This is a genomic window from Gluconacetobacter diazotrophicus PA1 5 (assembly GCF_000021325.1).
Classification (GTDB): Bacteria; Pseudomonadota; Alphaproteobacteria; order Acetobacterales; family Acetobacteraceae; genus Gluconacetobacter; species Gluconacetobacter diazotrophicus.
The window spans coordinates 3,690,570-3,704,985 of sequence record NC_011365.1 but is presented as its reverse complement, the minus strand read 5'-3'; the positions used below and the strand labels follow the sequence as shown (position 1 = coordinate 3,704,985).

Genomic DNA, 14,416 nt, shown 5'->3' with positions numbered 1-14,416 from the left:
GGGGCCGCTCCTAGACACGCGCCGGGGCGGTTCCCTTTCCCGAAGGATCGGATGCCCGTTGCGTGCCGTCGATGACCCTGCGGATCCGCTTCGTCAGCGGGCTCTCGACAGAGCGATAGACCGCGACACCGGTTGCGATCGCCAGAAGGACGGCGGCACATCGTGTCGGCACCGTATGCAGGCCCGGTCCGTAATGCAGCAGCCGGAGCGCCGCCTGGGCCGCGTCGAACGCGACCTGCTGGAACAGGTAGATGGAATAGGACGCATTTCCCAGCATCAGCGCGAAGGGCAGCGTCGGCATCAGGTCCCGGCGTTCAATCCACATCAGCATGGCGACCAGGAAAACCGTCGCCGCGCCGCTGAACAGAAGGGGAAAGACAAACCCTGCCCCGATCATGGCGCCGACAAGGGCCGCGACAAGACCGGCCGTGGGCCAGGGGCGCAGCTTCGCGAGGTTGAGCCCGAATATCGCCCCGAGGCAGCAGCCGGCCAGGAATTCCAGCAGATACGGACTGGTATAAAAACGCAGGAGATCGCCCCCCTGCGGGACGACCACGCCACAGACTGCCAGCGAGAGGAATATCAGTGCCAGGACAGCCAGCCGGTAGCGGCCCGGCATCAAAAGCAGGGCGCCGAAAACCAGATAAAAGAACATCTCGTAATTCAGCGTCCAGCCGATAAACAGCGTCGGCATCATGACGCCGTGCTCGTTCGGCGAGGGAACGAACAGGCACGAGAGGAAAAGATGCCCGATCCCATGGGAATAGATGGACGGCGTGCAGATCCCGACGGACGCCAGCACGAACGTGGCAGCCGTGGCGATCCAGTACATCGGCGCGACACGCGTCACCCGGTCGACATAGAAATTCAGCGGCCTGATCGTCCGCCCTTCCGTCAGCGAGACCATGATGATGCCGCTGATGATGAAGAACAGGCCAACCCCGTATTTCCCCACGCGCAAAACGGGCGACACGCTTTGAAACTGGTGAAACAGCACCACCCCGACAGCGGCAAGGGCCCGGAGATACTGAAGCGACAGTATGACCCTGCGGCCTTGCCTTATGCTTGACGGCATTCGAGCATGTCCTGTCCTGTCGGGGTCCGGCAAAAAGCGTAAAGACCGGCCTCGGGGCTTGTCCACGCTTTTCTGCCTTCCTGTCCCCGGGGCTTCTGGACAGCCTCAGAAGGATTTCAGCAGCCGGTCCAGGTAATCCAGTTCCTCGCGCGGGCGGGTGCGGTCGGAGTCGCGGCGGCGGAGTTCCTGCTCGATCTCCCGGGCGCGTTCGCGCGACATCGTATCCGGCACGTGGGTGTCGGAATCCAGCCCGTCCTTGCCCTCGCCGGTCCGGCGGCCCAGCGGGTCCCGGTCGCCGTGCTGGTCGTCCGCCTGGTCGCCTCCCTGGTCACTTCCCTGATCACTTCCCTGGGCACTGTCGCCGCTATCGCCCGGTTCGCCCTGGCCGCCCTCGCCCGATCCGCTGGCGAAGCCGGGCAGGAAGCTGGTCGCGCCGCCCTTGCCCGAGCCCTTCATCGCCTGGCGCATCTGCTGGTCGCCCTTCTGCAGGTCGGCCAGGGCCTTGCGCTGGGCCTCGGCGGCGGCGGTGTCGTTGCCCTGGGCCAGGGCGGCGCGCGCGTCCTTCATCGCGCCCCCGGCATCGGCGAAGCCGGACGGCGCGTCCTTTCCGGTCAGGCCCTTGAATTCCTGCCCCAGTTCGTCCAGCGCCCGCCCCAGCGCGTGCTGCACGGCGCGGTCGGCGTGCCGGACCTCCTCGTTCGGCGGATTGGGCGCGCCGGGTGCGGACGCATCCCCCGACGGCGGCGCGTCGGGCCCCTGCGCCGGCCCGGCGTCTCCGGGCTGCGGCTCGTCGGCCGGCGGCCCCTGCATGTCCGGCGGGGGGCGCAGCCCCAGCCGGCGCAGCAGTTCGGCGGTGGGCATGCTGGCCAGGTCGCCATCCATTCCCTGTCCCGGCATCTCGCCCTGGGCGGCGCGGCGCGCGGCCTCGGCGCGTTCCTGGGCGTGGCGGACGCGGTCCAGGCGAGACTGGCTGTGGTCCAGCAGGCCGGATTGCCGGCGGATCAGGTCCTGCAGCGCGTCGCGCTGTTCGTTGGCCTGCTGGCGGGCCTGCATCTGGCGCGCCATGTCGGCCAGGTCCTGCGGCGTGGCGGAGCGCATGTGCTCCAGCATGTCTTCCATGCGCTGCAACGCCTGCATCGCCTCGGCCGAGCGGCCGTTGCGGGCGGCGTCCTGCATCTGCTGCATCATGCGCGACAGGGCCTGGTCGCCGTTGCGGGTCAGGCCCTGCAGGTCGGGTATGGCGGTGTGCGACTGCACGGCCTGCTGCGCCAGCGCCTGCATCCGGCGCATGATCGCCTGGCGCAGCGTCTCCATCCGGCGCTGCAGTTCGGCCTGTTCCTCGGGCGACTGGCCCTGCGCCCCCAGCGCGCGCATGCGGTTCAACTGCGCCGCCACGGCGTCCTGCGCCGCGCGGACATCCAGGGCCGCTCGCGCCGCGGCGCTTCCGCCCTGCCGGCCGTCCTCGATCTCCAGCGCCAGGTACCACAGCCGCGCCACCGCCTGGTCCACCGCCGCGTGCGGATCGACATCCGGGCTTTCCAGCAGGGCGGCGGCGCTGGTCAGGTTCAGCAGCAGGCCGGCGTCGTTCTGGAACGGATCGGGCGTTTCGCCCAGCGCCATCAGGTCGCTCGCGGCGGCGGTGCGGCGCTCGCGGCCCGTCGCGACCCGTCGCCGGACATCCAGCACCGCCTTGGCCATCGGGCTGCGGAACAGGCGCGCGCCCAGGTGGAACCGGGCTTCGGGGCTGACGCCCTCATGGCCGCTGGCGCTGGTTGCCACCAGCCGGCCCACGACCTCCTCGCCCGCCCACGGGTCGGCGGACAGGTCGGGCATGGCGATGCCCGTGACGTCCTTCGGGTGGCCGTCGATCGGAATCGGCACGGTCAGCACGCGCGGGGCTCCCCCCTTTTCGCCGCCGGCCAGACGCAGCTCGGCCCGCAGCGACGTGATGCCGTAGGCCTGCCGCGCGGCATAGGGCAGCCGCGTGCGCCATTCGCCCCGTCCGGCGCCGGCACCCGCCCCCCATGCGACCGTCGGCGCCGCATCGGGCAGGACAGTCACGGTCCACCGACTGAACGACCGCCCCCGTCCGCGCAGGGTCAGCGACGCGCTGGCCAGCAGCGGAACGTCCGCCGACCAGCTTTCCGCCCCCAGGGCGCGAAACCGGTCGGGCCCCACTGCCGGGCCCGATGCCGATCCGGTGGCGGCGACGCGCAGCGACGGACGGCCGCGCAGGTCGGTCACGCTGATGCTCAGCACCGCCCCCTGGGGCACGGTGGCCTGGCCCGTGCGATCATCCAGGAAGACCGGGGCCCCGGGGGCGTAGGATGGCGGCGTGATCCAGGCCTGGATATGCGGGCGCGGCGCCCCCGGATCGTCCAGGCCAGGCCAGAAGGCGGCTTCCAGCCGGCCGCGGGCGTCGCCGCCCGCCCACAGCAGTGCGGCCAGCAATCCCGGCAGCAGCACATAGCCCACGCGCCACGGATCATGCGCCGCCAGCGACAGGCGCGGCCAGCCGGCCCGCAGCCGGCCGATCGCCCGCCCCGTCCGCCGCAGATGCGCGTCCCACAGGGCGACCCGTTCGACCCGGGCGGCGGCATCATGGGGAGCGGCATCGGCACCGGCGGGGTGGTCGCCCAGGGTCTGCAACGGGCGGTGCGCCAGACCCGACGCGCGTTCGATCCGCCGGTCCACTCCGGCGGGGGTGGGCGCGGTCACGCGGCGCCCGCGCCAGACGATCCACGCGGCCGCGCCACCGGCCAGCGCCAGCAGAAGCGCCGCATGCGCCAGATCGGGCAGGTCCTGCGGCAGGCCCAGCAGGCCCGCGATCAGATAGGCGGCAAGTCCGCCCAGCACCGGCAGCAGGACCGGCCAGGCGCCCTCGACCCACAGGACCTGCCGCGCGCGATACCGCGCGGCCGCCAGCCGGACCGGAAACGACGACAGCGCCGCCCCCGTATCCGCGACATCCTGGGGGGGAGCGGTCCCGCCCGTCATGCGGCGCTCAGGCCCCCACCGGCTGGGGGGCAAGCCAATCGGGAACCCGGTCCGCCGCCCACAGGCTTTCGACCGGCTGCCGGGCGCGGATCACGCTCCAGCGCCCGCCATCGACCAGGACCTGCGCGGCCAGCGGGCGGCCGTTATAGGTCGAGCTCATGACCATGCCGTAGGCGCCGGTATCCAGCAGGGCGACCGCCGCGCCGTCACCCATGCGCGGCAGCATCCGGCCGGTGGCGAAGGAATCGGCGCTTTCGCAGACCGGTCCCACGACGTTCACCGATTCGACCGGCTGGACCGCGTCACGGGCGGACAGCGGCAGGATGCCATGCCACGAATCGTACAGGCTGGGCCGCGCCAGGTCGTTCATCGCCGCGTCCAGGATCAGGAACGGCGGCAGCCCGTCCTGCCCGGCCTTGCGCAGGATCACCCGCGACAGCAGCACGCCGGCCGGACCGGCCAGCCAGCGGCCGGGCTCGATCGCCAGGCGCACGTCCAGGTCACCCAGTTCGGCGCGGATCGCACCCGCCAGGGCCATGGGCGCGCCCTCGACCTCGTCACGGTAGCGGATTCCCAGGCCGCCGCCGCAATCGACCAGCCCGACGGACAGGCCGCGCGCCCGCACCGCGCGCACCAGGTCGGCCACCCGCGCGAATGCGGCGCGGTAGGGGGCCATGGCCACGATCTGGCTGCCGATATGCACCGAGAACCCCAGCGGATGCAGTCCCGGCAGCGCCGCCGCGCGGGCATACAGGTCGGCGGCCCGGGCATAGGCGATGCCGAACTTGTTGGTCGAAAGGCCGGTCGTGATCTTCTCGTGCGTTCCGGCGTCCACATCCGGGTTCACCCGCAGCGTGATGCGCGCCGTGCGGCCGGCCGCGACGGCGACGTCGGACACGACGTCCAGTTCCTCGGCGCTTTCGACCGCGATGTGGGCGATGCCCTCGGTCACGGCCAGGTGCAGTTCGTCCCGCGACTTGCCGACGCCGGAAAAGACGATACCGGCCGCCGGAATGCCGGCGGCGCGGGCGCGGCGCAGTTCGCCGCCGCTGACGACGTCGGCCCCCGCCCCTTCGGCCGCCAGGATGCGCAGCACCGCCAGATGGTCGTTCGCCTTCACCGCGAAATGGATCGACGGGGCCAGCCCCGCGTCACGCAGGGCGCCCGCCAGGCGGCGATAGCGCGCGCGCAGGGTCCCTGCCCCCATGACCCAGGTCGGCGTTCCCACCGCGTCCGCGATCGCGTTCAGCGGAACGTCCTCGAACACCAGGCCGTCGAGCGCATGCATCGACAGATGCGGGCGGGCGGCCAGCAGGTCTGCCACGGTCGGGTCCTGCTCGGCGAGCCGGGAAGATGGGTCGGTCATCCCGTCAGGATAGTGGCTCCGGCCCACGGTTCCAAGGTCCGCGCGCATGGGCCGCGCGATACTGTTCGCAGCACCGGCGATCCGATAGACAGACCCTGCCTTCGGGAGGAACGACAATGTCCGACGATCCGCTGATCGATGCCGCGGTGGCCGTCCGCGCCAACGCCTATGCCCCCTATTCGCGCTTCCACGTCGGTGCGGCGCTGCGCTGCGCGGACGGCCGGATCTTCGTGGGCTGCAACACCGAAAACGCGGCCTATCCCGAAGGCATCTGCGCCGAAGGGGGAGCGATCGCGGCCATGGTGGCCGGCGGCGGCCGGCAGATTGCCGACATCGTCATCAGCGGCGGGGGCGATCGGGCCTGCGCGCCCTGCGGCGGATGCCGGCAGAAGATCCGTGAATTCAGCGCCCCCGGCCTGACCGTTCGCATGGTCGGGCCGCAGGGCACGCCGCTGCTTGTCCGCTCGCTGGCCGAATTGCTGCCCGACGCGTTCGGCCCCGAAGACCTGGCCTGACTCTGCCTAGGCCCGCCGCCCTGCATTCAGCCGCCGTTCGCCCGCCACGTCGCGCGACGCCGCCAGCCCCCATCCGACCATCAGGAAGAACCACCCCGCCGTCCGCACCGTGAACAGCGCGCTGTTCGAGGCCACCGGCCACAAGATCACGCAGCAGATCACGCACAGCATGGCCTGCTGCGGGGCCTCGACGGGCGAAAGGGCCCGCAGCATCCGCCACAGCCAGGCCGCCGCCATCGCGACGAAACAGGCCAGGCCGGGCAGCCCCGCCGTGGTCGCGACCTCCAGATAGATATTATGGGGATGAATGTTGCAGCCGGCGCCGACGGGGACGTGGAAATCGTATCCGAACAGCGACAGGTCGCGGGCAAAGGACGGATTCGGACAGAAATCGCGAAACCCGTCCGCGCCCAGCCCCAGCCATGGATGCTGGCGCACCATGGCGGCCGCGCGAATATAGATATGGCCGTAATCGCTGTCGGGAAAATCGCGGATCTGCGCCAGGAAATGCACCACCAGCTTGGCATAGGCCGGCGGCGAGAGGATCGGCAGCAGGAACAGCCCCACCACGCCGGCCATTCCGGCCGCGAAGACCGCCCAGCGGGTCGAGGGAACGAACAGTGCCGTCAGCACCAGCCCCAGCCCGAACAGCAGGGTGGGCATGCGCTGCCCGATCAGCAGCATCGTCACCACCAGGAACATGATAAGGGCGATGCCCGCCAGTTTCGGCCGCCAGGACGCTGCCTGCAGCCGGCGCAGGGCGAAGGGCATCAGGCCGGGGAACACGACCATCAGCAGCGCGGCGCCCGCGCGGGGTTTATAGAACGGCCCCGTCAGCGCCCCGTCCGGCCAGCGCGGGAAGCCCCAGATGTTGTAGCCCAGCAGATATTGCTGCCAGCATTCCACCACCAGCCAAAGCGCGGCCACAGTCACGACGGCCCCCAGCCAGCGCCGTGAGGCCGCGTCGCGCAGCACCCAGCGTTCCAGCGCCGCGCTGAACAGGAAGAACCGGATCAGGACGCAGGCCTCGGCCACCGCATGGGACGATCCATGCAGGGCCGACGACAGGATCGCGAGCCCGCAGAACAGCAGGGCGAAGGCGAACCATCCCCGGCGCCACCAGTCATTCGCGCGCGTGCGGATGCAATGCACGAGGAACAGCAGGCCGATGGCCGACATGATGCCGTCGCTGATCGCCCGTCCCCGCAACTGGAAAAACGGCATGACCATCATCATCGCCAGGGCGATCCATCGCGCGACCGAATCGAATGCCGCACCGCGCCAGGTCGCTTTTTCCATCGTCATCCACACGCTCGTGTCCGTTGTCCGGGGCATCTTCCATACAAGCAGGACCTGCGCATGGCGACCCGTGGCGCACGATCAGGCCGCCGGAGCCTCGCGGGTCGTCACGCGGCGAATCCGGCTGCCGGCGTGCGGATTGACGTAATGGAACAGGGCCGTCGCGCGGATCTGGTCGTGATCGCAGGGTTCGTTCGCATGGACCGAGCGATAACCCCAGAAAAAATAGACATTCCCCGGTCGCATGCGCACCAATGTCGGCCGCCGGGTGCGCGACGTGGCGATCCTTTTCAGGGCCATCTGGGTCAATATGTTGTCCAGCAGGACCTTGTCGACCAGGTTGCGCAGATAGGTCTTCCTGATTGTCCGCGTGTTGGGAAACATGATCAGGTCCCCGGCCCGCCCGGTCGACGGCATGATGATCGGGACAAGCGCCGTGACGACATAGGAATCATAATGGAACAGGTAGGCGTGCCGTTCCCCGATCCTGCCGGACAGGCAGCGCAGGACCTGATAGAACGGCTTGTCCGGCGCGGGCTCCCCTACTCCCTTGCGATAGATCGTCCGGACGGCCTGCATGAATTCCGGCGACGATGCCAGCATGCCCAGCAGCGTGTCCCGTACGCCGTCCAGCCCGGTCAAGGCGACATATTCCCCGCCGGCATCGGCGACCTTGCGTTCGACGAACAGCCTCAGGGACGCCAGATGGTCCACGGAAATGCAATCGACGGCCACGCCAAATCCCTGCCGGTCCATGTCCCCGGCGATGCGGGCCAGACAATCGTCGGACAGGGCGGGAAATACCGGTTCGGACACGGCGGCCTACGAACCCGGACCAGGATCGCAGCCGGAAGCGTACCGTACACCTTCGTCGTCGCTCATTGCCGCGCCCTCGGGAGTGCGGAACACACAACGACACAGAAAGGCCCCCGGTTGCTACGAAGGCGTTGTCATCCCGCAACGGGAGCTGTCGAAAACCGGCCATAAAATCAGGTGGCAAAACGGCACCGAACGTCCGAAAATACGTTATCAAATCGACAACGATACAAAAACGCCCCGATCTTGTTTCAGGTTAGAAACAAATAGAGCGAAACGACGACATCTCGGCTCACTGAATCGTGATTTCTGATTCGTCTATGATACCATTGGGACGTCCGCTCACGACCGGAGCCGGCCTGCAGAACATTGTTGGAAATCATGGAATTGGCGGAGGGGATGGGATTCGAACCCACGGTACGGCTTGACACCGTACAACGGTTTAGCAAACCGCCGCCTTCAGCCACTCGGCCACCCCTCCGCCGAGGAGCGTGTTTACACACGGCGTTTGCAGCGCTGCTTGTAGACTGTCGTCACAGCGCCGTCAAACCCCAAACCGGCCCGTGGCGGGCGGTTACAGAACTTTCTTCAGGGCCTCGTTCACCAGGGCTGGATTGCCCTTGCCGGCCATCGCCTTCATGACCTGACCGACGAAGAATCCGAACAGCTTGTCCTTGCCCGAACGGTATTCGGCCAGCTTGTCCGCGTTCGCCGCCAGTACGGCCTGCACGGCGGCGTCGATCGCCCCGGTATCGGTGACCTGCCGCAATCCCTTGCGCTCGACGATCGCGGCGGCGGGGTCGCCGGTCTCCAGCATATCCTCGAACACTTCCTTGGCAATCTTGCCGTTGATCGTGCCGTCCGTGACCAGGTCCAGCATACCGCCCAGCGCGTCGGCGCTGATCGGGCTGTCCTGGATCGTGCGGCCGGTGCGGTTCAGTGCCGCGAACAGGTCGCCGATCACCCAGTTGGCCGCCAGGCGCGGGTCCCGCCCGCGCGCGACAGTTTCGTAGAAATCGGCGGTCGCCTGTTCGGCCACCAGCACCCCGGCATCGTAGCGCGGGATGCCGTACTCGTCCTGGAAGCGCTGGCGCTTGGCATCCGGCAGTTCCGGCAGGACGGCGGCCAGCGATTCGACCCATGCTTCCTCGATCACCAGCGGCAGCAGGTCGGGATCGGGGAAATAGCGGTAGTCGTGGGCGTCTTCCTTGCTGCGCAGCGAGCGTGTCTCGCCCCGGGCGGGGTCGAACAGGCGGGTCTCCTGATCGACCTCGCCGCCGCTTTCCCAGATTTCCACCTGGCGGACGGCCTCGACCTCGATCGCCTGCATCACGTAGCGGATCGAATTGACGTTCTTGATCTCGCACCGGGTGCGGAACGGCTCGCCCGCCTTGCGGACCGACACGTTCACGTCGGCGCGCATCGAACCCTCTTCCATGTTGCCGTCGCAGGTGCCCAGGTAGCGCAGGATCATGCGCAACTTGCGCAGATAGGCCCCGGCTTCCTCGGGCGTGCGGATATCGGGTTCGCTGACGATTTCCATCAGCGCGACGCCCGCGCGGTTCAGGTCGATGAAGGACCGCGTCGGGTCCTGGTCATGCATCGACTTGCCGGCATCCTGTTCCAGATGCAGGCGCGTGATCCCGATGGTGCGGGTCGCGCCGTCGGCCAGTTCGATTTCCACCGCGCCCTCGCCGATGATCGGGTGGGCGAACTGGCTGATCTGGTAGCCCGTCGGCAGGTCCGCATAGAAATAGTTCTTGCGGTCGAACCGGCTTTCCAGGTTGATCCGCGCCTTCAGCCCCAGGCCGGTCCGCACCGCCTGGGCCACGCATTCGCGGTTGATGACCGGCAGCATGCCGGGGAAACCGGCATCGACCAGGCTGACATGGGTGTTCGGCTCGCCCCCGTACGAGGCCGAGGCGCCCGAGAACAGCTTGGACCGGCTGATGACCTGGGCGTGGACTTCCAGCCCCACGACCAGTTCCCAGGGGCCGGTACGGCCTTCGACCAGATAGGTCATCACACCACCTCCGCGCGCAGGGCGGGACGGTGCGTGAAGGCCGCCGCCCGTTCGATGGCGCTGGCGGCCGCAAGCACCGATTCCTCGTCGAACGACCGGCCGATCACCTGCAGCCCCAGCGGCAGGCCCGTGGTGCTGAGCCCCGCCGGGACCGACATGGCGGGTACGCCGGCCATGCTGGCGGGCACGGTAAATACGTCGTTCAGATACATCTGTACCGGATCATCCATCTTTTCGCCCTGCGCGAAGGCCGGCGACGGCGCGGTCGGCGTCAGCAGGACATCGACCGTGCGGAACGCCTGTTCGAAATCCCGTCGGATCAGGTTGCGGACCTTCTGCGCGCGCAGATAGTACGCGTCGTAATAGCCTGCCGAGAGGACGTAGGTCCCCATCAGGATGCGGCGCCGGACCTCGGCCCCGAATCCCTCGCGCCGCGTCGCCTCGTACAGCTCGTCCAGAGACGCCGCCGGCACGCGGCGACCGAAGCGCACGCCGTCATAACGCGCCAGGTTGGACGAACATTCCGCCGGCGCCACGATATAATAGGTCGCCAACCCGTATTTGGTGTAGGGCAGCGACACCTCCACGATCTCGCACCCCGCGTCGCGCAGCCAGGCGATGCCCTGCTCCCACGCCGCCTCGATTTCGGCGGGCATGCCGGCGACGCGGTATTCGGCGGGAATGCCGACCTTCATGCCCTTCAGCGACCGGCCGCAGGCGGCGCGGTAGTCCGGCACCGCGATATCGACGCTGGTGCTGTCGCGCGGATCGAACCCCGCCATCGACTGCAGCAGGATGGCGCAATCCTCGACCGTGCGCGCCATCGGGCCCGCCTGGTCCAGGGAACTGGCGAAGGCGATGGTGCCCCAGCGGCTGCACCGTCCATAGGTCGGCTTGATCCCCGCGATGCCGCAATAGGATGCCGGCTGGCGGATCGACCCGCCGGTGTCGGTGCCGGTGGCGCCCATGGCCAGGCCGGCGGCCACCGCCGCCGCCGACCCGCCCGACGACCCGCCGGGGACCAGAACGGTGTCGGCGTCACCCGCGCGCTTCCACGGATTTTCCACCGCACCGAAGGCCGAGTTGATGTTGGCCGAACCCATCGCGAATTCGTCCAAATTGGTCTTGCCCACGAACACCGCGCCGTCGCGCAGCAGGTTCGCCGTCACCGTGCTTTCGTACGGGGGGACGAAATCCTCCAGCATCCGGCTGGCGGCGGTGGTGCGCACGCCGTCGGTGCAGAACAGGTCCTTGATCCCCAGCGGAATGCCGGTCAGCGGCGCGGGCGCATCCCCACCGGCCAGGATCGCATCGGCGCGGCGCGCGGCGTCCAGCGCCTGCGGGGCGGTGACGGTGATGAAGGCGTTCAGCCGGCCGTTCAGCTTCTCGATGGCCGCCACGTGGGCGCCGACCAGTTCGACGGCGGAAAATTCCCGGCGCCCCAGCCCGTCCCGGGCCGCGGCGATCGTCAGTTCGGTCAGCATTATTCAACCACCTTCGGCACGGTATAGAACGGCCCCGCCGCGTCGGGCGCGTTCGACAGGACGGCATCGCGCGCGGCCCCGTCGGTCACCACGTCCTCGCGCATGCGCAGGGCGGCATGTCCGGTGCCGACCATCGGTTCGACGCCGTCGATATCCACCTCGTTCAATTGCTCGATCCAGCCGAGAATGCCGTTCAACTCCCCCTGGAGGGCGTGCAGGTCGGATTCGTTGATACCTATCCGCGCCAGCCTGGCGATACGTCGGACGGTCGCGGGATCAAGCGACATGAAGCATAACTTTCCATCATGATCTGAGGGGAATATCCTGCCGGCAGGACACCGCGCGGACCATAGACCCAGACCATGCCCCTGTTCAACATGCACCAGATCCGCGGCCAGCTTGGCCGCGACCAACGGCTGCTGGGACTCGATCCCGGCCAGAAGACGATCGGCCTGGCGCTGTCGGACGTGTCGCTGATGCTGGCCTCGCCCTACGGCGCATTGCGGCGGGGCAAGCTGTCGGTGGTGGCGGCCGAGATCCGGCGCATCGCCGCGCGCGAAGGCGTGGGGGGGCTGGTGTCCGGCCTGCCGCTGTCCATGGACGGCAGTTTCGGCCCGGCGGCCCAGGCGGCGCGCGACTGGATGATCAGCCTGTCCGAACAGGTCGGCCTGCCGGCGGCGATGTGGGACGAACGCCTGTCGTCCAGCGCCGTGAACCGCATGCTGATCCAGGATGCGGACATGACCCGGCAGCGCCGCGCCGAACTGGTGGACAAGCTGGCCGCGTCCTACATGCTGCAGGGCGCGCTGGACGCCACGGCGGAATGACCCCGCCACGATAACGCGGCGGCGGTTCGACATGGCATGATTTCAAAAGGAAATCCCGAAGGATGGTGGGCGCAACAGGGATTGAACCTGTGACCCCTACCATGTCAAGGTAGTGCTCTACCGCTGAGCTATGCGCCCATCCGTTCGGTGAACAGGCTTCTAGCCGGGCTGGTGGCGTTGCGCAACCCGTCCGTGCGGAAAAAACGACATCCCGTATCCATTTTCGCGAAGCCTTTGAGAAAACGGGATAAATCATCCTGACGATCATGATATGGATGCGCCGGAGCGTCTGTGAGCAACCGAGGTGAATGACGAATCAGCCCCTGTGCCGGCCCCTTTCGTGCTGGTGCCGCCGCGTGTCGCGGGCATACCGCTGGTCGTCGCCTCGCCCCATTCGGGCCGGGCCTATCCGCGGGATTTCCTGGCGCTGTCCCGCGTCGACCATATGGCGCTGCGCCACAGCGAGGATTTCCATGTCGACGAATTGCTGGCCGACGCACCCGACCTCGGCGCCAGCCTGATCCATGCCACGTTCCCGCGCATCTATTGCGATACGAATCGCGAGGCCGGGGAACTGGACTCCGCGATGTTCGACGCGCCGCTGCCGCCGGGCTGCAACAGCACGACCCAACGGGTGCGGGCCGGACTGGGCGTGATTCCCCGCATATCGGCCACCGGCCTGCCCCTGTATCGCCGGCGCCTGCCCCTGGCCGAGGCGCATGCGCGAATCAGCCGGTTCTGGGCGCCCTACCACGCCGCGCTGTCAACGCTGCTGGACGCGCAGGTCGCGGCCCATGGGGCCTGCCTGCTGGTCGATTGCCATTCGATGCCCGGAATCCGGCCCGGCATCGGGCAGGAGGCGCCGCATTTCGTGCTGGGGGACGTCTGGGGCACATCCTGCGCCGCCCCGATCACCGCCGCCGCCGAGGAGTCGCTGCGTGCGCAGGGGTTCAGGACCTGCCGCAACGCGCCCTATGCCGGGGGGTACATCACCCGCCATTACGGCAACCCGGCCGCCGGGCGGCACGCGCTGCAGGTCGAGATCAGCCGGCCGCTCTATATGGACGAGAGCCGGCTGGTCCGTCGCGAGGGATTCGCCGCCATGCGCACCGTCATGACGACGCTGCTGCGCGCGATGGCCGGTGTGGCCGCCGGATTGTCCCGCGCCCCCGTGCCGTTACCCTGACGCGGTCAGCCCGCCGCGGGCGGCTGCCCGTTGGGGGTCTGCTGGTTCACCGCGGCCGGCAGGAACTGCGCCAGCGCCGGCAGCAGCGTCGAGGCCGGCAGGCCCGTGCGGTCCACCATGGCCTGCACCTGCTGGTTCGACAGGATCGAACGCAGTTCGTCGGGCGATACCGGCAGGTTCTGCCCGTTGCCGATCCAGGATCGCACCTTGTCGCCCAGGCCCGCCTGCTCGGCCTGCGCCAGCAAAGTCGAGATTCCCTGGGGCGAGGTCAGTTCGCCCAGATGCTGATGAAGCTGATCGGTCAGGCCGAACTTGTCGGCCAGTTCCGTCACCGTGTTCATCAGTCCGTCAAAGAGTCCAGCCATGATCCACCTGCCTATGCCGATCGCGCGTCTCGCGAACGTCCTATTATCACGCAGGCCTGCGCGCCCGGGGCAAAAAAAAAGCGGTGCCGAAGCACCGCCAAGTCTAGGGAGGAAACGTCCAAGAAGCAGGTGCTCACGCAACGCTGCAACACCCCATTGATGACCCAAATCACATTTAAGTGTCAAGAAAATTAGTGAGCCGCACTGCAACTGCCAGGCCCGCCGCGAATCGCGATGATGCGCGACACCGCTATGCTGCTGGATATGCTGGGAATATGCCGGGCCTGAAAAGCTGGATCTCTATGGCGAATCCAGCCGGATGGTGGGTGCGACAGGGATTGAACCTGTGACCCCCGCCGTGTGAAGGCGATGCTCTACCGCTGAGCTACGCACCCATCCGTGCCGGTGGGGCCCTCTTAATGGATCTGCCCCCCCGTCGCAAGGGGGGCATGTCACACGGACG

12 protein-coding genes and 3 tRNA genes are annotated in these 14,416 nt (G+C 68.3%); 3 read left to right on the top strand and 12 right to left on the bottom strand.

Going from position 1 to position 14,416, the window contains the following annotated elements:
* Nucleotides 1-10 precede the first annotated feature (10 nt).
* The 3 genes from GDIA_RS17000 to lysA are packed head-to-tail and all read right to left on the bottom strand — an operon-like array spanning nt 11 to nt 5,438.
* Nucleotides 11-1,141: an acyltransferase family protein gene (locus GDIA_RS17000; protein ID WP_049762963.1), complete on the bottom strand. Its 1,131-nt coding sequence runs from the start codon at nt 1,139-1,141 to the stop codon at nt 11-13.
* Nucleotides 1,142-1,180: 39 nt separating this feature from the next.
* Complete coding sequence (locus GDIA_RS16995; protein WP_012554917.1) at nt 1,181-4,072, bottom strand: DUF4175 domain-containing protein; 2,892 nt, start codon at nt 4,070-4,072, stop codon at nt 1,181-1,183.
* Between the two features lie 7 nt (nt 4,073-4,079).
* Complete coding sequence (lysA, locus tag GDIA_RS16990; RefSeq protein WP_012554916.1) at nt 4,080-5,438, bottom strand: diaminopimelate decarboxylase; 1,359 nt, start codon at nt 5,436-5,438, stop codon at nt 4,080-4,082.
* Nucleotides 5,439-5,554: 116 nt separating this feature from the next.
* Here lysA and GDIA_RS16985 point away from each other — a divergent pair, with 116 nt between their 5' ends.
* Nucleotides 5,555-5,953: a cytidine deaminase gene (locus tag GDIA_RS16985; RefSeq protein ID WP_012227224.1), complete on the top strand. Its 399-nt coding sequence runs from the start codon at nt 5,555-5,557 to the stop codon at nt 5,951-5,953.
* A 6-nt stretch (nt 5,954-5,959) separates the two neighbouring features.
* Here the strand turns inward: GDIA_RS16985 and GDIA_RS16980 are convergent, their stop codons facing one another.
* From GDIA_RS16980 to gatC, 6 genes are all read right to left on the bottom strand, one after another.
* Nucleotides 5,960-7,258: an O-antigen ligase family protein gene (locus tag GDIA_RS16980; RefSeq protein ID WP_012554915.1), complete on the bottom strand. Its 1,299-nt coding sequence runs from the start codon at nt 7,256-7,258 to the stop codon at nt 5,960-5,962.
* A 75-nt stretch (nt 7,259-7,333) separates the two neighbouring features.
* Nucleotides 7,334-8,068, bottom strand: a complete 735-nt coding sequence (locus GDIA_RS16975; protein ID WP_012227227.1) for a hypothetical protein — start codon at nt 8,066-8,068, stop codon at nt 7,334-7,336.
* A 388-nt stretch (nt 8,069-8,456) separates the two neighbouring features.
* Nucleotides 8,457-8,549: transfer RNA gene (locus tag GDIA_RS16970), tRNA-Ser, on the bottom strand.
* 93 nt (nt 8,550-8,642) lie between these two features.
* Complete coding sequence (gene gatB, locus GDIA_RS16965; RefSeq protein ID WP_012554914.1) at nt 8,643-10,091, bottom strand: Asp-tRNA(Asn)/Glu-tRNA(Gln) amidotransferase subunit GatB; 1,449 nt, start codon at nt 10,089-10,091, stop codon at nt 8,643-8,645.
* Nucleotides 10,091-11,575: an Asp-tRNA(Asn)/Glu-tRNA(Gln) amidotransferase subunit GatA gene (gatA, locus tag GDIA_RS16960; protein WP_012554913.1), complete on the bottom strand. Its 1,485-nt coding sequence runs from the start codon at nt 11,573-11,575 to the stop codon at nt 10,091-10,093. Before gatA ends, gatB begins: the two co-directional genes overlap by 1 nt.
* The gene (gatC, locus tag GDIA_RS16955; protein ID WP_012554912.1) at nt 11,575-11,862 is read right to left on the bottom strand and encodes an Asp-tRNA(Asn)/Glu-tRNA(Gln) amidotransferase subunit GatC; all 288 of its coding nucleotides are present in this window, start codon (nt 11,860-11,862) and stop codon (nt 11,575-11,577) included. Before gatC ends, gatA begins: the two co-directional genes overlap by 1 nt.
* A gap of 75 nt (nt 11,863-11,937) precedes the next feature.
* On the opposite strand from gatC, the gene ruvX reads away from it, so the two are divergent.
* On the top strand, nt 11,938-12,402 hold the full coding sequence (ruvX, locus tag GDIA_RS16950; RefSeq protein ID WP_012227231.1) for a Holliday junction resolvase RuvX: 465 nt from the start codon (nt 11,938-11,940) through the stop codon (nt 12,400-12,402).
* Between the two features lie 63 nt (nt 12,403-12,465).
* Here the strand turns inward: ruvX and GDIA_RS16945 are convergent.
* A tRNA-Val gene (locus GDIA_RS16945) sits at nt 12,466-12,540 on the bottom strand.
* Between the two features lie 166 nt (nt 12,541-12,706).
* On the opposite strand from GDIA_RS16945, the gene GDIA_RS16940 reads away from it, so the two are divergent.
* On the top strand, nt 12,707-13,588 hold the full coding sequence (locus GDIA_RS16940) for an N-formylglutamate amidohydrolase (RefSeq protein ID WP_012554911.1): 882 nt from the start codon (nt 12,707-12,709) through the stop codon (nt 13,586-13,588).
* A gap of 5 nt (nt 13,589-13,593) precedes the next feature.
* Here the strand turns inward: GDIA_RS16940 and GDIA_RS16935 are convergent, their stop codons facing one another.
* Both GDIA_RS16935 and GDIA_RS16930 read right to left on the bottom strand, forming a co-directional pair.
* A complete protein-coding gene (locus GDIA_RS16935) occupies nt 13,594-13,953 on the bottom strand; it encodes a YidB family protein (protein ID WP_012227234.1) in 360 nt (119 codons plus the stop codon).
* A gap of 320 nt (nt 13,954-14,273) precedes the next feature.
* Nucleotides 14,274-14,348 (bottom strand) — tRNA-Val (locus GDIA_RS16930).
* Nucleotides 14,349-14,416: the final 68 nt, after the last annotated feature.

Excerpts from the sequence above, each read along its gene's own strand:
- GDIA_RS16995 (WP_012554917.1), bottom strand. The coding sequence starts at position 4,072 with ATGACGGGCGGGACCGCTCCCCCCCAGGATGTCGCGGATACGGGGGCG.
- lysA (WP_012554916.1), bottom strand. The coding sequence starts at position 5,438 with ATGACCGACCCATCTTCCCGGCTCGCCGAGCAGGACCCGACCGTGGCA.
- GDIA_RS16985 (WP_012227224.1), top strand. The coding sequence starts at position 5,555 with ATGTCCGACGATCCGCTGATCGATGCCGCGGTGGCCGTCCGCGCCAAC.
- GDIA_RS16980 (WP_012554915.1), bottom strand. The coding sequence starts at position 7,258 with ATGACGATGGAAAAAGCGACCTGGCGCGGTGCGGCATTCGATTCGGTC.
- gatB (WP_012554914.1), bottom strand. The coding sequence starts at position 10,091 with ATGACCTATCTGGTCGAAGGCCGTACCGGCCCCTGGGAACTGGTCGTG.
- gatA (WP_012554913.1), bottom strand. The coding sequence starts at position 11,575 with ATGCTGACCGAACTGACGATCGCCGCGGCCCGGGACGGGCTGGGGCGC.
- gatC (WP_012554912.1), bottom strand. The coding sequence starts at position 11,862 with ATGTCGCTTGATCCCGCGACCGTCCGACGTATCGCCAGGCTGGCGCGG.
- ruvX (WP_012227231.1), top strand. The coding sequence starts at position 11,938 with ATGCCCCTGTTCAACATGCACCAGATCCGCGGCCAGCTTGGCCGCGAC.
- GDIA_RS16935 (WP_012227234.1), bottom strand. The coding sequence starts at position 13,953 with ATGGCTGGACTCTTTGACGGACTGATGAACACGGTGACGGAACTGGCC.